The sequence below is a fragment of the Spirillospora sp. NPDC048824 genome (assembly GCF_043198455.1).
Lineage (GTDB): Bacteria > Actinomycetota > Actinomycetes > Streptosporangiales > Streptosporangiaceae > Spirillospora.
In genome coordinates this window covers 45,916-60,374 of sequence record NZ_JBICUS010000022.1, presented here as the reverse complement: position 1 = coordinate 60,374, position 14,459 = coordinate 45,916, and the positions used below count along the sequence as shown (strand labels likewise).

The window sequence follows — 14,459 nt, the reverse complement described above, 5'->3', positions numbered from 1 at the left end:
GGATGCCGCTTCAGTGGACGCGACAGGCCCCGGTCGGCTAGAGAGGCTCACATGACCGCTTTGGTACTGGGGCCCCATCTCCGGCACGTGAGTCACCACACCGCGACGATCTGGGTGGAGACCGACCGTCCGTGCGAGGTTCGGGTCGTCAGCCAGGAGCACGGCGTGGACGCGAACGCCCGGACGTTCACCGCGCACGGCCACCACTACGCGCTCGTCGAGATCGAGGGGCTCGCGCCGGGCGCGCGGATCCCTTACGAGGTGCAGGCCGACGGCGAGACCGTCTGGCCCGAAGCCGGCACCGGGTTCCCGCCGTCCCGGATCAGGACGCTCGACCCGGAGGGCGCCCTGCGGATCTCGTTCGGGTCCTGCCGCCGCTCGCCGGGCACCGTCGAGCAGTTCGGGTACGACGCGCTCGCCGCGTTCGCGGACCGGCTCCGCGCGGGCGGCGACTCGGTCACCTGGCCGGACATCCTGCTCATGGTCGGCGACCAGATCTACGCCGACGAGCTGACCGACGAGATGCGCGAGTTCATCGGGAGCCGCCGCGAACCGGAAGAGCCGCCCATCGACGAGGTCGCCGACTACGAGGAGTACACCCACCTCTACAAGCTGGCGTGGCACGACGATCCGGCGGTGCGGTGGCTGCTGTCCACCGTCCCGACCTTCACCATCTTCGATGACCACGACATCAGGGACGACTGGAACACCTCCTATGCGTGGCGCCAGGAGATGTGGTCGCAGCCCTGGTGGAAGGCCCGCATCACCGGCGGGATCGGCTCGTACTGGGTCTACCAGCACCTCGGGAACATGTCGCCGCAGGACCGCGCGTCCGATGCCGTCTTCAAGGCGGTGCGGGCGGCGTCCGACAGCACCGGCGACGCGGGCGCCGTCCTCGACGAGCTCGCGGAGAAGGCCGACAAGGAACCGGCCAGCACGCGCTGGAGCTACGCGCACGACTGGGGCGGAACCCGCCTGATCGTCGTCGACAGCCGATGCTCCAGGCTCCTCACCGCCGACCGCCGCGGCATGCTCGACGACGAGGAGTTCCAGTGGCTGGACGGCAAGTGCCAGGGCGGCGTGGACCATCTCCTCATCGCGAGTTCCCTCCCCTACCTGCTGCCCAGGGCGATCCACCATGCGGAGTCGTGGAACGAGGCCATCGCCGGGGGCGCCTGGGGCAAGGCCGGAGCCAAGTTCGGGGAGAAGGTCCGGCAGGCCGCCGACCTGGAGCACTGGGCGGCGTTCGAGCGGTCGTTCCGCACCCTGGCCGCCGCCGTCGTCGCCGTCGGACGCGGTGAGCGCGGCCCCGCCCCGGCGAGCATCTCCTTCCTGTCCGGCGACATCCACTACTCGTACCTGGCGCGGGTCACCGAGCCCGGTACCCAGTCGAAGATCACGCAGATCGTCTGCTCGCCCCTGCGCAACCCTCTGGCCGGGGTGTTCCGCTGGGCCAACCACCTCGCGTACTCGCGGGCGGTCGGCGGACCGTTCCGCGCCCTGGCGAAACTGGCGAAGGTGCCCGTCCCGCCGATCCGGTGGCGCATGACCGACGGCCCCTGGTTCGACAACGCCATCGCCACCGTCGAACTGTCGGGGCGCAGCTGCGACGTTCGCTGGGAGACACCGCGCGACGGCGGCAGGCTCACCGAGATGGGCAGCGCGGAAATTACGGGCTGACGGGTATCCGGCCGGCGGGGGACGCGTTCCGTGAAAATCCGCCGGCACGGTCAGAATGAGGCAACAACCAGTGGTCAAGCCATCACAATTTGCGAGCATGAAACGGCGTGCTCCACTCGGGCTCGCATGAAAAGCCGCGGAACAACCCCCGGGCGCGCCGCTCACCGGTCGCTCACGCTGCCGCTCACCATGGGCGGTTTAAGCGCGGGTCGCGGGGATCCCGGGATTGAACCCGCGACCTGCTTCTTCCCGTAAAGATCATGGGGAACTACAGGGCCGGCCCGAATCGGCTGGTAGCGTCCGCCGCGGCTTCTGATTTCTTTGTTACCGGGGAGTCGCCAACCGGCGGCCTGCCATGAAAGAGTGGCGAAACGCCGTATTGGCCTACCGGGCTTACGCGCTTCACTACGCTATAGGCGCCCGAGGACACTACGCCGGATGGGCATGCTGTGAGCTCCCGTGTTTGAGGAAGGGCGGTGTCGCATGGATCGCTGCGCGCTGTTCGTAGACGCCGGCTACCTGCTGGCCGACGGCGCGATGTCGGTGCATGGCACACGTCATCGCGAAACCGTCTCGTGGGACTTCGGCGGCCTCCTGCAGCTCCTGGGCAATCTCGCCAGAGAACGCACCGGAATGCCGCTGCTGCGCTGCTACTGGTACGAGGCGACGGTCGAGGGCCGCCGCTCCCCCGAGCACGACGCGCTCGCCGACCTGCCCGGACTCAAGCTGAGACTCGGCCGCATCCGCCCCGGCCGCCGCGAGGGCGTCGACTCCGAGATCCACCGCGACCTGATGACCCTCGCCCGCAACGGTGCGCTCACCGACGCCGTCCTGGTCAGCGGCGACGAGGACCTCGCCCAGGTCGTCACCGACGCCCAGGACCTCGGCGTCCGCGTCACCATCGTGCACGTCGCCGTCGACGGCAACTGGACGATCTCCCGCGTGCTGCGGCAGGAGTGCGACGACCTCATCGAGATCGGCTCCGGCCACCTGCGGCCCTACGTCAACCTGCTCGCCGGCATGGACGGCACCGCCGGCTCCTCCTCCCTCGGGGCGAGCCCGCTGTCCAACGGCCACGGCTCCAACGGCCACGGCAGCTCACTCGGCCCCCTCCAGACCACCTCGCACAACGGGCCGCCGCCCGCGTCCCCGCTCAGCCGGCCGCCGGCGACGCCCGCCCCGGCCGTCCGCGACCTCGGCCCGGCCATGACCGGCAACACCGGGCTGAACGGCCCCGGCTCGACCGGCGGCCACGGCACCGGCCCGATGCCGCTGCCCGGCTCGTCGGACGGGCACGGGGGATCGTCGTACGGCTCCGGCGGCGGATCGTCCTACAGTTCAGGCAGTTCAGGCAGTTCAGGCGGCGGGTCGTCCTACGGGTCCGGCGGGGGATCGTCGTACGGGTCCGGTGGCGGGTCGTCCTACGGCACCGGCGGGCAGCAGGTCCCGCTGCAGGCCGCGCCGACGTCCGGGCCGCCCTCCGCGCAGGCCCCGCCGTCCCAGGCGCCGCCCGCGCAGCCGCCGAACCCGGGGCCGCAGTACACCTCGTCGCCGATCCCGGCACCGTCCCCGCCGCCGCCACCGCAGACGATGCAGTCGGGCGGCCAGAACGGCCCGTACACGGGCCCGCAGCAGGTCTCGCCCGTGCCGGTGCAGCAGAACGCCCCGACGCTGGCGGACGCGGTCAAGGCCGCCCACCAGGAAGGCCAGGACTTCGGCGAGTCCGTCGCCAGGGACGCGCCCGCCCTGTGGCTGGAGGCCGTCCTCGCCCGCAAACCGCGCATGCCGTCCGACCTGGAGGCGCGGCTCCTGCAGGGCTCCTCGCTGCCCATCGACTTCCTTCTGCACGACGAGGTGCGGCACGCGCTGCGCCGCGGATTCTGGGACGCTCTAGAACGTTCCCGCAGGTAAGCCGCCAGGTACGCACCGGTATTGCGCGATCATCACCGATTCGGCCGCTTCGGCCGCGCGGCGACGGGTAGCGTTGAAGCGTGACGCATGTGACGGAAGACGATCTCGACGACCTGGAGTTCGACACCCTGCGCACCGGCGATCACATCTCGGCGGCCCGCCGGCTCGCCGAGCTGGCCGAGTCGGTGTCCGGCGGGGTGTCACGCGCCAACGTTCTGCTGCGCGCGGGTGAGCAGTGGCAGCATGCCGGCGACCACGGCAAGGCCGCCGAGCTGTACCGCAGGGCCCTGGACGACGGCGGCGAAACCTACGGCGACCCGCGCGCCTACCTCGCCGACGCGCTCTTCGAACTCGAACGCCCCGACGAGGCCCGCACGCTCCTGGACCAGATCCGCGACGACAAGCCGCGCGACCCCGAGGTGTACCGCGCCGTCGCCGAGGTGCTCTACGCCCAGGGCGACGCGACCGGCGCCCACGAGTGGGCCACCAGCGGCGCCGACGTCGTCCTCGCCCTGCGCGACCGCGCCGTGGGCACCGGCATCGGCGGCCCCGACGAGCCCCCGGTCCCCGGGGCCGACACCCTCACACCGGGCCCGGACGACGTCGCCCTCGCCGAGGACAGCCTCGAAGCCCTCCTCCGCCTCCGCTACCGCGCCCGCATCGACCTCGGCCGCGGCGAAGACGATTACGACGCCCTCCTGGACGACCTCCTGAAGAACGGGTAGGGCTCCACCCGGCTACAGGGTGGCCACCAGTTCGCTCAGGGATTGGGCCACGGCCTTCGGAGGGTCGTGTTCGGTCACGGGCCAGCCGCGTAGGCGCGCCTCTCTGACGGCCTCCTCGTGCTCGGAGGAGCCGGAGCGGTCCGAATGGGTGCGGAGGTACCCGCAGGGCGCCTCCGGCCAATCTGGGGGCATGGGGAGGTCATCGTGGGGCGAGCCCTCACCGTGCAGGTGCAGGGGGCGCGGGAGGTCGGCGTCGACGAACACGTAGCCGCCCACGGGACGGTGCGCGGCGCGCTGGGCGAGGGCTATGCCGGGCAGCAGGGGCCCGGCGGCGCCGTGTGCGGCCAGGACGAGCGGGGCCACCGGATCGGTCGCCGTGATGATCAGGGAGACGCGGGCGATGTAGCGGTGGCCCGTGCCGTCCGGGACGTCCGGTGCGACCACGTCCAGGCCGTACGAGCGCAGCATCTCCGGCAGGTCGCCCCAGGCGGCCGCGTCGGCGTTCGGCGCGTGCAGCAGGATCAGCGTTCCCGGCGTCATCTCGTCCCCCTCCCGGGCACCGTACACGGCGGCGGCGGGGGCCGTGCACGGGGTGAACGGGCAGATGGGGGTCGAGCGGAGCTCGTCGATTGAATGGCGGTGGGTGGGGGCTGGAGACCGGTGAATAGGCTTCGTCGGGTGAGCGATCGCGAAGAGCTGCTGCAGATGATCAAGGACAAGGCCGTGGTGCACGGGGACGTCGTGCTGTCGTCGGGCAGGCGGGCGTCCTGGTACGTGGACCTGCGCCGGGTGACGCTGGACGGGGTCGCGGCGCCGCTGGTGGGGCGGGTCATGCTGGACGAGACCGCCGGCCTCGACTACGACGCCGTCGGCGGGCTCACGCTGGGCGCCGACCCGGTGGCCGCGGCGATGCTGCACGCGGCGGCGGCCCGCGGACGCACGCTGGACGCGTTCGTCGTGCGGAAGGCGGGAAAGGCGCACGGGTTGCAGCGGCGCATCGAGGGGCCGGACGTGGCGGGGCGCCGGGTCCTCGCCGTCGAGGACACCTCGACCACGGGCGGGTCCGTCCTCACCGCGGTGGAGGCGCTGCGGGAGGCGGGGGCGGAGGTCGTGGCGGTCGCGACGATCCTGGAGCGCGGCGCGGCGGGACGCATCGCCGAGGAGGGCCTCGCGTACCGGCATCCGTACGGCGTCGCGGACCTCGGCCTGAGCTAGGTCGCCGGCGCTTCGCCGACGAACCACTGGCCGCGCTGGCCGTTCGGCTTCGCCGGCTGCACCTCGCCGTAGATGGTGACCTGCAGGGAGCCGCCGTTGGTGGCGACGACCTGGAGGGGGGCCTCGTCGTACTGGAGCGTGTCGCCGGTGCCGAGCGTGCCGTTGGTGAGCACCTTGCCCTGGGCGTCCGCGACCCGGACGACGACGTTGGTGGGCTGCCCCGTCACGCGGATGACCAGGGGGACGGCGGCCGCCGGCGACTTCGGTGCCTGGCTTTCGCTGGGGGACGCGTCGGCGGACGCGGTCGCGGGCGTGGGCGTGACGGGACCCTTCTGTTCGGGCTCGCCGGAAAGGGCGTTGACCAGTGCCATGCCGCCCACGACCAGAAGGGCCAGGGCGGCCATCACGGCAAGCACCGCGATCAGTATGCGCGCGAGACCCCTAGGGTCCGACCGATGACGTCCCACATGGGGAGGTTAGCGATAACTGTCACCGCTGAGCGACGGACGTGACTCTTCGGGGCCATTCTTATTCGGACCCTGGTCCGGTTTACGCCCCTTCATCATCTCCCGGACGATCGGAATCAGGGACAGAAGGACGATGACCGCGACGCCCGGAAGGATGTACTTCTCGATGTCCGGGACCTGGGAGCCGAGGAAGTGGCCGACCAGGAAGAGCGTCTCCGTCCAGAGGATCCCGCCGACGGCGTTCCAGATCAGGAACTTGCGGGAGTCCATGCCGAGCATCCCGGCGAGCGGGTTGAGGAACGTCCGCACGATCGGGATGAACCGGGCCAGCACGACCGCTCGGGCCGGGCCGAACCGGTTGAAGTAATACTCGGCCTTCTCCACCCACTCGTGTTTGAAGATTCTGGAGTCGGGGCGGTCGAAGAGCCTGCGGCCGTAGCGCGCGCCGAGCCAGTGGCCCGTCTGCGCGCCGGCGATCGCCGCGATCGGGCCGCCGATCATCAGCACCGGCAGCGAGAGCGGCTGGAACTCCTGCCCGTTGACGGTCGTGACCGCCGTGAGGATCCCCGCGGTGAAGAGCAGCGAGTCACCGGGAAGCAGGCAGCCGAACAGCAGTCCGGTTTCGGCGAAGATGATGGCGATTACGCCGATCGTCGCGAACGTGCCGAAGAGCTGCAGCCATGCGGTCGGGTGCAGCCACTCGGTGATGCTGAGGGGAAGGGCAGTGAGATCCACACAGCGAGCGTACCTTTCCACACGCTCCGATTAGGCGGGATACTGAGGGTGGACGGCATGCCCGACCCGGGAGACCGGGTGACCTGGGCCCACACCCGGGTACCTGGACCACCGGGTGCTACCGCCCGGCCGGATGCCCGGCGGCACCGACCAGTATGAAAGGACGCTGATCAATGCCCATCGCAACGCCCGAGGTCTACGCGGAGATGCTCGACCGTGCGAAGCAGGACGGTTTCGCCTTCCCCGCGATCAACGTGACGTCCAGCCAGACGCTGAACGCCGCGCTGCGCGGCTTCGCCGAGGCCGAGAGCGACGGGATCGTGCAGGTGTCCACCGGTGGGGCGGAGTACCTGTCCGGCTCCACGGTCAAGGACATGGTCATCGGCTCGACCGCCCTCGCCGAGTACGCCCGGGTCGTGGCCGCCAAGTACCCGGTGAACATCGCGCTGCACACCGACCACTGCCCGAAGGACAAGCTGGACGGCTTCATGCGCCCGCTGGTGAAGATCTCGCAGGAGCGGGTGGCGCGCGGTGAGGAGCCGCTGTTCCAGTCGCACATGTGGGACGGGTCGGCGGTCGAGCTGCACGAGAACCTGCGGATCGCCGAGGAACTCCTGGACCAGTGCGCCAAGGCGCGGATCATCATGGAGATGGAGATCGGCGTCGTCGGCGGCGAGGAGGACGGCGTCGCCAACGAGATCAACGAGAAGCTCTACACGACGCCCGGCGACGCGCTCGCGACCGCCGAGGCCGTCGGCGTGGGCGAGAAGGGCCGCTACATCCTCGCGGCGACGTTCGGGAACGTGCACGGCGTCTACAAGCCGGGCTCGGTCAAGCTGCGTCCCGAGGTGCTCAAGGACATCCAGGACGCGGTCGGCGCCAAGCACGGCAAGGACAAGCCGTTCGACCTGGTGTTCCACGGCGGCTCCGGTTCGTCGCTGGAGGAGATCCGGGAGGCGGTGTCGTACGGCGTCATCAAGATGAACATCGACACCGACACGCAGTACGCGTTCACCCGCCCTGTCGCCGAGCACATGTTCCGCAACTACGACGGCGTGCTGAAGGTCGACGGCGAGGTCGGCAACAAGAAGCAGTACGACCCGCGCTCGTGGGGCAAGGCGGCCGAGGCGGCGATGGCCGCCCGCATCGTGCAGGCGGCCGAGAACCTCCAGTCCGCCGGGCAGCGGCTGAAGTAACCCGAAGCGGTACAGGCCGGGCGGCCGGGCTCGACGTCGAGAACCCGGGCCGTCCGGCCTGCGCGTTGTTTGACGAAACTCCGGTAGGCTCGGTGGCGTGGCACTGCCCCGCACCTACGAGTCGCAGAACTGCTCGATCGCCCGGTCGCTGGAGGTCATCGGCGATCGGTGGACGCTGCTGGTGATCCGCAGCGCGCTCGAGGGCGTGCGGCGCTTCGACGACTTCCAGGACGCGCTGGGCGTGGCCCGCAACGTCCTCACCGACCGGCTCAACCGGTTGTGCGACGAGGGCATCATGCGCCGCGTCCCGTACCAGGAGCGGCCGGAGCGGCACGAGTACCGGCTGACCCGCAAGGGCGTCGAGTTGTGGCCCGCGATGATGACCCTGCTGATGTGGGGCGACCGCCACTACGCGCCCGAGGGCCCGCCGCTGATCATCGGACACCGCGGCTGCGACGGCGCCCTGACCCAGCAGTTCACCTGCGACTTCTGCGGCGCCCCCCTCGGCCCGTCCAACGTGGAACCCCGCCCGGGCCCGAGCGCCTGACGCCGGCCGCCCCTCTTGGAGTTGCTTCACGCAACTTTATGCGGTCCAATGAGTTGCATGACGAAACTCGATGTGCGCACCGCCGCCCACATTGACCCGGCGCTGAACGACGTCCGGATCCGCCCGTACGGCCTCACCGACCACGACCGCGTCCACCGGATGTCGGCCCGGCTGTCCGCCGCGAGCCTCTACATGCGCTTCTTCTCCGGCACCCCGCGGATCCCCGACCACTACACCGGCATGCTCGGCCGCCTCGACCACTGGGACCGCGAGGCCATGGTCGCGCTCGACGGCGACGAGATCGTCGGCATCGCCGAGTACGTCCGCGGCACCGGGCGGCCCTGGTGCGCCGACCTCGCCGTCCTCATCACCGACCCCTGGCAGCGACGCGGCCTCGGCAGCGTCCTGGTCGCCTGCCTGGCCCAGCTCGCCGCACGGCGCGGCATCACCGAGTTCGACGCCGACGTCATCCTCGGCAACCGGAACGCGGTCCGATTCGTCCAGCACGGCTGGCCCGCGGTCCGCCCGACCAGCGAGGGCGGCTCCGCGCACTTCCGCCTGCCGCTCCCCACGGCGGGCTGACCCGGGTTGGTCGGAGCCCGGCAGCCCTGCTTACGATGACCCGCATGACCCAGAACCTGCTCGGCGGTCCTCCTCCGACCGAACTGCCGGACAACACCGAGGCCCGCACGGCCCTGGAGAACGGCGTCGACCCGTTCGAAGTCGCCGCGCGCCACCCCGACTACCCCGGCGCTTGGGCCGAACTGGCCGACCGTGCGTTCGCGGGCGGCAGCGTCATCGACTCCTACGCGTTCGCCCGCACCGGCTACCACCGCGGCCTCGACATGCTCCGCCGCGCCGGCTGGAAGGGCCAAGGCCCCGTCCCGTGGGAGCACGAGGCCAACCGCGGTTTCCTCCGCTGCCTCCACGCCCTGGGCCGCGCCGCCGCCGCCATCGGCGAGGACCACGAGGCCGACCGCTGCAAGACCTTCCTCCGCGACAGCAGCCCCACCGCCGCCGACACCCTGGCGAACTGATCGTGCCCCGCCCCCGGCGGTGAGGTGCGGTTTCCTCGATCTGCTGGGAAAGGTAGGCTTCGATCGCAAGAGGCCCCATCGCTACTTGCGGCGACCGGGGCCTTCGTCGTGGGAAGGGAAAGTGGCATGCCTGCCATCGTTCTTGTCGGGGCGCAGTGGGGAGATGAAGGCAAGGGCAAGGCCACGGACCTGCTCGGCGGGGACGTCGACTACGTGGTCCGCTACCAAGGCGGCAACAACGCCGGCCACACCGTGGTCATCGGGGACAAGAGCTACGCGCTCCACCTGCTGCCGTCCGGGGTGCTGTCACCCGACGTCGTCCCCGTGATCGGGAACGGCGTGGTGATCGACCCGGCGGTGCTGCTCGGGGAGATCGACGGCCTGCGGGACCGCGGGATCGGCTGCGACCGCCTGCTGATCTCGGCGAACGCGCACCTGATCATGCCGCACCACCGGGCCCTCGACAAAGTCACCGAGCGGTACCTCGGCAAGGCCCGGATCGGCACCACCGGCCGCGGTATCGGCCCCGCCTACGCCGACAAGATCAACCGGATGGGCATCCGCGTCCAGGACCTGTTCGACCCGAACATCCTCACGCAGAAGCTCGACCTGGCGCTGCGCGAGAAGAACCAGGTCCTCACCAAGGTCTACAACCGGCGCCGCATCGACACGGGCCCGATCGTCCAGGAGTACCTGGCCTACGGGGAGCGGATGCGTCCGTTCGTCGCCGACACCGAGCTCATCCTCAACAAGGCGCTGGACGACGACAAGCTCGTGCTGCTGGAGGGCGCCCAGGGCACGCTGCTGGACATCGACCACGGCACCTACCCGTTCGTGACGTCGTCCAGCCCGACGGCGGGCGGCGCGTGCGCGGGCTCCGGCCTCGGCCCCACGAAGATCAGCCGCGTGATCGGCATCATCAAGGCGTACACGACGCGGGTTGGCTCTGGACCGTTCCCCACCGAGCTGCTGGACGAGCAGGGCGAGTACCTGCGCAAGACCGGCGGCGAGTACGGCGTGACGACCGGGCGCGACCGCCGCTGCGGCTGGTTCGACGCCGTCATCGCCCGCTACGCCACCCGCGTCAACGGCATCACCGACTACTTCCTCACGAAGCTGGACGTCCTGTCGGGGCTGGAGCGCGTCCCGGTGTGCGTCGCCTACGAGATCGACGGCGTGCGCGTGGACGAGATCCCCACGACGCAGACCGAGTTCCACCACGCCAAGCCCGTCCTGGAGTACCTGGACGGCTGGCAGGAGGACATCACCGGCGCCAAGACGTTCGACGACCTCCCCGCGACCGCGCAGGCGTACGTCCGGTCCCTGGAGGAGATGTCCGGCTGCCGGATCTCCGCGATCGGCGTCGGCCCGGGACGCGACCAGACGCTGTCCCTGCGGTCGCTGGTCTGAGGCACGTGGCCGTCGAGGTCCACGGCCACCGGGGAGCGCGCGGCCTGCGCCCGGAGAACACGCTCCCCGGGTTCGTCCACGCCCTCGAACTGGGCGTGGACGCGATCGAACTCGACGTGGGCATGTCCGCCGACGGCGTGGTCGTCCTCAACCACGACCAGGCCCTCTCGCCGGTGAACCTCACCGACACCGCCCCCGCGTGGCCCGGCGACCCCGCCTTCCCCTACGTCGGCAGACCGATCCGGGAGCTGACCCTCGCCCAGCTCCGCACCGTGGACGCGGGTGCCCGGCGACACGAGGCGTTCACGCAGACCCCCGTCCCCGGCGCCGGGATCCCGACCCTCGCCGAGGCATGCGCCCTGCTGGCCCCCACGGACGTGGAGATCGCCGTGGAGCTCAAGACCGACCCCGGCTGGCCGGCCGACGACATTGAACGCCTCACGGACGCCGTAGTGGAGGTCCTGGCGTCCGCCGGCCTGAACGGCCGGTCGCGCCTCCTGGCCTTCGACTGGCGCGTCCTGACGGAGGCCCGCCGCCGTCACCCGGAGTTCCCGCGTGTGGCCCTGGTCGAGCGCAAGACCCTCGTCGCGGACACCCCCTGGCTCGCGGGCCTCCCGCCGGGCGACCCGGTGGCCGCCGCCGCGGAGATCGGCGCCGCCTACCTGTCCCCCGAACACGCCGTCACGACCCCTGGCCTGATCGAAGAGGCCCACGACCGCGGCCTCCGTGTCGCCGTCTGGACGGTCAACGCCCCCGAAGACATGGTCCGCTTCATCAAATACGGCGCGGACGCCCTGGTGACCGACTACCCGGACCGCGTGCGCACCGTCCTCGCGGCCGTGTAATTCCTGCGACCACGCGATCCCTACAACCAGCCGTTGCGGCGGAAGCCCCGGTAGAGGGAGAAGCAGGCGAGGGCGATGACGCAGAGGATCATGGGGTAGCCGAAGCGCCAGCGGGTTTCGGGCATGAAGTCGAAGTTCATGCCGTAGACGCCGGCGATGGCGGTGGGGACCATGAAGATGGCGCCCCAGGCGGAGATCTTGCGCATGTCCTTGTTGTCGGCCACGGTGACCTGGGTCATGTGGGCCTGGAGGATGGGGTTGAGGAGCTCGTCGTAGGACTCGACCTGCTCGCGGACGCGGGTGAGGTGGTCCTCGACGTCGCGGAGGTACTCCTTGATCTCGGCCGGGACGAAGCGGCGGCCCGACAGGCTGCGGAGCGGGCCGGCGAGCGGGCCGACGGCGCGCTTGAGCTGGATGACCTCGCGCTTGAGGCGGTAGATGCGGCGGGACTCGTCGGTGCGCTCGGGAGAGAAGACGGCTTCCTCGACTTCGTCGATGTCCTCCATGACGGCGTCGGCGACGCCGACGTAGCCGTCGACGACGCGGTCGGCGACGGCGTGCAGGACGGCCGCGGGCCCGAGGGCAAGGCGGGCCGGGTCCTTCTCCAGGTCGCGGCGGACGGGTCCGAGTTCGCCGTGGGTGCCGTGCCGGACGGTGACGACGAAGTCGGGGCCGCAGAAGAGCATGATCTCGCCGGTCTCCACGATCTCGGCGCCGCCGGGGCCGCTGGCGACGTAGCCGACGGTCTTCATGACGACGAAGTGGACGTCGTCGTAGCGCTCCAGCTTGGGCCGCTGGTGGGCGTGGATGGCGTCCTCGACGGCGAGCGGGTGCAGGCCGAAGACCTCGGCGAGTTCGGAGAGTTCGGTGGCGGACGGCTCGTGGAGGCCGACCCAGACGAAGCCGGCGCTGTCGCCGTCCGGGGTGAGGCGGCCGTCGCGGATGAGGCGGACGGCGTCGGCGACGGTGTCGGTGGAGACACGGTGGCCGTCGATGTAGGCGGCCCAGTCGATGACGGCGGAGCCTCGGTGCGGCGCCTGGACGCCGGTGGGACGGCCGCGCGTCTTGAACAGGACGCGGCCGGGGCGGACTCGTGTCATGGCCATGGGGTGCTCCTAACCCGCCGGCCACGCACGCAGGGGCGCGCTCGACCCGTGCCGGTCAGCGAGGGGAGCGCGCGAGGGCGGTGGCCGGACGCCAGATGGAGGCGGACGGTCGGACAGTTCCGTCCGGACTGTGAGGGTTCTCCGGCGAACTGCAAGGATCACCAGGACTCATCCCGACCACCTCCTTTCACACCTCGGCAAAGCCTGTGGAAGCGTACCAGCCGACATTAAGGACGCCGCCCGCAACGGTCGCGTTCACGTCCGCCGATGTGATGCCCGTCTCGTGCCTCCTTCCCCTCACGGTGCCCAGTAAGCTCGCGTCACGTGCGAGTACTCGTCCTTGGATCGGGTGGCCGCGAGCATGCGCTCGCCCGCGCCCTGCATCGTGACCCTGCCGTCACCGCCCTCCACTGCGCTCCGGGCAATCCGGGCACGGCCGGGATTGCGGACAACCATCAGCTCGACCCCACCGATCCGGTGGCGGTGACGGAGCTGGCCGGGCGGCTGCGCGCGGACCTCGTGGTCGTGGGCCCGGAGGCGGTCCTGGTGGCCGGCGTCGGCGACGCGCTGCGCAAGGCCGGGTTCCCGTGCTTCGGGCCCGACCGCGACGCCGCCCGCATCGAGGCGTCCAAGGCGTTCGCGAAGGAGATCATGGCGGCGGCGGGAGTCCCGACCGCCGACGCGCGGGTCTGTGAGACGGCCGCCGAGGCGGAGGAGGCGCTGGACGCCTTCGGCCCGCCCTACGTGGTGAAGGACGACGGTCTCGCGGCGGGCAAGGGCGTCGTCGTCACCGAGGACCGGGCGGCCGCGGCCGGACACGCCGCCGCCTGCGGACGTGTCGTGATCGAGGAGTTCCTGGACGGCCCCGAAGTCTCCCTGTTCGCCCTGTGCGACGGTGAGCACGCCGTCCCGCTGCTGCCCGCGCAGGACTTCAAGCGCGCGTACGACGGCGACGGGGGCCCCAACACGGGCGGGATGGGCGCGTACACCCCGCTTCCGTGGGCGCCGCCCGAGCTCGTGGACGAGGTCATGTCCACGGTCGTCCAGCCCGCCGTGGACGAACTGCGCCGCCGCGAGATCCCCTACGTCGGCGTCCTGTACGCGGGGCTGGCGCTGACGTCCAGGGGCGTGCGCGTGGTGGAGTTCAACGCGCGTTTCGGCGACCCCGAGACCCAGGTGGTCCTGGACCGCCTCGCCACCCCGATCGCGACACTCCTGCAAGCGTGCGCGATCGGCGGCCTGGACCCGGAGTTCCGCCCCGAGTGGCATCCGGGTGCGGCCGTCACGGTGGTCGTGTCCGCCGAGGGGTATCCGGCCGCCCCGGTGAAGGGCGACGAGATCACCGGCCTGGACGAGGCCGCCAAGGTCGAGGGAGCCTACGTCCTGCACGCGGGCACGAAGCTCGACGCGGACGGGCGTCTCGTCACGAACGGCGGCCGCGTCCTCAACATCGTCGGCACCGGCCCCGACCTGCCCACCGCCCGCGGAGCCGCCTACGAGGCCGTCTCCAGGATCACCCTCCGCGGCTCCCACCACCGCACCGACATCGCCCTCAACGCCTCCCGCATATGAGATGATTACTTGA

Annotated in this window: 15 protein-coding genes; 11 read left to right on the top strand and 4 right to left on the bottom strand. The window is 71.0% G+C overall.

Going from position 1 to position 14,459, the window contains the following annotated elements:
* Positions 1-51: 51 nt before the first annotated feature.
* The 3 genes from ACGFIS_RS32455 to ACGFIS_RS32445 all read left to right on the top strand — a co-directional run bounded on the left by ACGFIS_RS32455 (position 52) and on the right by ACGFIS_RS32445 (position 4,316).
* The gene (locus tag ACGFIS_RS32455; protein WP_392903233.1) at positions 52-1,680 is read left to right on the top strand and encodes an alkaline phosphatase D family protein; all 1,629 of its coding nucleotides are present in this window, start codon (positions 52-54) and stop codon (positions 1,678-1,680) included.
* A 483-nt stretch (positions 1,681-2,163) separates the two neighbouring features.
* Complete coding sequence (locus ACGFIS_RS32450; protein ID WP_392903231.1) at positions 2,164-3,591, top strand: NYN domain-containing protein; 1,428 nt, start codon at positions 2,164-2,166, stop codon at positions 3,589-3,591.
* A gap of 80 nt (positions 3,592-3,671) precedes the next feature.
* On the top strand, positions 3,672-4,316 hold the full coding sequence (locus ACGFIS_RS32445) for a tol-pal system YbgF family protein (RefSeq protein WP_392903229.1): 645 nt from the start codon (positions 3,672-3,674) through the stop codon (positions 4,314-4,316).
* Between the two features lie 12 nt (positions 4,317-4,328).
* On the opposite strand, the gene ACGFIS_RS32440 is transcribed toward ACGFIS_RS32445, so the two are convergent.
* The gene (locus tag ACGFIS_RS32440; RefSeq protein ID WP_392903227.1) at positions 4,329-4,856 is read right to left on the bottom strand and encodes a hypothetical protein; all 528 of its coding nucleotides are present in this window, start codon (positions 4,854-4,856) and stop codon (positions 4,329-4,331) included.
* A 138-nt stretch (positions 4,857-4,994) separates the two neighbouring features.
* Here ACGFIS_RS32440 and pyrE point away from each other — a divergent pair, with 138 nt between their 5' ends.
* Positions 4,995-5,531 carry an orotate phosphoribosyltransferase gene (gene pyrE / locus ACGFIS_RS32435; RefSeq protein WP_392903225.1) on the top strand — a complete coding sequence of 179 codons (537 nt, stop codon included), beginning with the start codon at positions 4,995-4,997 and terminating at the stop codon, positions 5,529-5,531.
* On the opposite strand, the gene ACGFIS_RS32430 is transcribed toward pyrE, so the two are convergent.
* Complete coding sequence (locus ACGFIS_RS32430; RefSeq protein WP_392903223.1) at positions 5,528-5,947, bottom strand: RodZ domain-containing protein; 420 nt, start codon at positions 5,945-5,947, stop codon at positions 5,528-5,530. The genes pyrE and ACGFIS_RS32430 overlap by 4 nt on opposite strands.
* A gap of 60 nt (positions 5,948-6,007) precedes the next feature.
* Positions 6,008-6,733, bottom strand: a complete 726-nt coding sequence (locus ACGFIS_RS32425; protein WP_392903221.1) for a DedA family protein — start codon at positions 6,731-6,733, stop codon at positions 6,008-6,010.
* A gap of 173 nt (positions 6,734-6,906) precedes the next feature.
* Between ACGFIS_RS32425 and fbaA the strand changes: the two genes are divergently transcribed.
* From fbaA to ACGFIS_RS32395, 6 genes are all read left to right on the top strand, one after another.
* A complete protein-coding gene (gene fbaA, locus ACGFIS_RS32420) occupies positions 6,907-7,929 on the top strand; it encodes a class II fructose-bisphosphate aldolase (RefSeq protein ID WP_392903218.1) in 1,023 nt (340 codons plus the stop codon).
* 97 nt (positions 7,930-8,026) lie between these two features.
* Positions 8,027-8,476 carry a winged helix-turn-helix transcriptional regulator gene (locus ACGFIS_RS32415; protein ID WP_392903217.1) on the top strand — a complete coding sequence of 150 codons (450 nt, stop codon included), beginning with the start codon at positions 8,027-8,029 and terminating at the stop codon, positions 8,474-8,476.
* A gap of 57 nt (positions 8,477-8,533) precedes the next feature.
* Positions 8,534-9,058 carry a GNAT family N-acetyltransferase gene (locus tag ACGFIS_RS32410; protein WP_392903213.1) on the top strand — a complete coding sequence of 175 codons (525 nt, stop codon included), beginning with the start codon at positions 8,534-8,536 and terminating at the stop codon, positions 9,056-9,058.
* Positions 9,059-9,093: 35 nt separating this feature from the next.
* Positions 9,094-9,513, top strand: coding sequence for a DUF3151 domain-containing protein (locus ACGFIS_RS32405; protein ID WP_392903210.1), 420 nt, complete (start codon positions 9,094-9,096; stop codon positions 9,511-9,513).
* A gap of 126 nt (positions 9,514-9,639) precedes the next feature.
* Positions 9,640-10,923 carry an adenylosuccinate synthase gene (locus ACGFIS_RS32400; RefSeq protein ID WP_392903208.1) on the top strand — a complete coding sequence of 428 codons (1,284 nt, stop codon included), beginning with the start codon at positions 9,640-9,642 and terminating at the stop codon, positions 10,921-10,923.
* A gap of 5 nt (positions 10,924-10,928) precedes the next feature.
* A complete protein-coding gene (locus ACGFIS_RS32395; protein WP_392903205.1) occupies positions 10,929-11,768 on the top strand; it encodes a glycerophosphodiester phosphodiesterase family protein in 840 nt (279 codons plus the stop codon).
* A 20-nt stretch (positions 11,769-11,788) separates the two neighbouring features.
* On the opposite strand, the gene ACGFIS_RS32390 is transcribed toward ACGFIS_RS32395, so the two are convergent.
* Entirely contained in the window at positions 11,789-12,874 is a 1,086-nt protein-coding gene (locus tag ACGFIS_RS32390; protein ID WP_392903203.1) for a magnesium and cobalt transport protein CorA, read from the bottom strand.
* 324 nt (positions 12,875-13,198) lie between these two features.
* On the opposite strand from ACGFIS_RS32390, the gene purD reads away from it, so the two are divergent.
* Positions 13,199-14,446, top strand: a complete 1,248-nt coding sequence (gene purD, locus ACGFIS_RS32385; protein ID WP_392903201.1) for a phosphoribosylamine--glycine ligase — start codon at positions 13,199-13,201, stop codon at positions 14,444-14,446.
* Positions 14,447-14,459 lie beyond the last annotated feature (13 nt).